Source organism: Nocardia sp. NRRL S-836, assembly GCF_001279525.1.
Classification (GTDB): Bacteria; Actinomycetota; Actinomycetes; order Mycobacteriales; family Pseudonocardiaceae; genus Lentzea.
Genome location: NZ_LGDY01000008.1, coordinates 1 through 582, shown reverse-complemented (window position 1 = coordinate 582; position 582 = coordinate 1). Strand labels below are relative to the sequence as shown.

1 protein-coding gene is annotated in these 582 nt (G+C 74.6%); it reads left to right on the top strand.

Annotation, left to right across the window (positions count from 1 at the left end):
• A partial coding sequence (locus tag ADL03_RS03285; RefSeq protein ID WP_197288046.1) for a substrate-binding domain-containing protein occupies positions 1 to 582 on the top strand: 582 nt, incomplete at both ends.

Sequence of the window (582 nt, the reverse complement as noted above, 5' to 3'; positions counted from 1 at the left end):
AAGGCCGCCGGTGGGCAGCGGCGGATCTTCAGCGACGACAGCCGGGTGCGGCTGGCCGACGGGTGCCTGCTGATCGGCCGCACGCTCGACCGCGACGACTTGGCCCAACTGCTGGCCGAGGGCATCCCGTTCGTGTCGATCGGCCGCCGCGACGACGCGGGCGGACCGGTACCGCACGTCGGCGCCGACTACGCGTTGGCGGTGCGCGACCTGGTGGACCGCGCGGTCGCCCTGGGCCACCGCAGGTTCGCCTACGTGGGTGCCGGGGAGGGTGCGGAGTCGTCGGCCGACCGGTTGCGCGGGTTCAAGCAAGCCGTTGCGGCACACCAGGTCGAGGGCAGGCACATGCCGTTCGCCGGGCTCGGCCAGCTGCTGGAGGCGGGGGTCACGGTCGTGTTGACCGAGGAGGTCTCCGACGGTGCCGCGCTCGTGCTCGCCGCCCGCGAGCGCGGCCTGTCCGTGCCCGGCGACCTGTCCGTGCTGATGCTCGGCGCCGCCACCCGGCCCGCATCCGACGACGTGGCGCTCACCGGCTTCCGCATCCCCCGCCGCGAGATGGGACGCAGGGCCGTGCAGGCACTC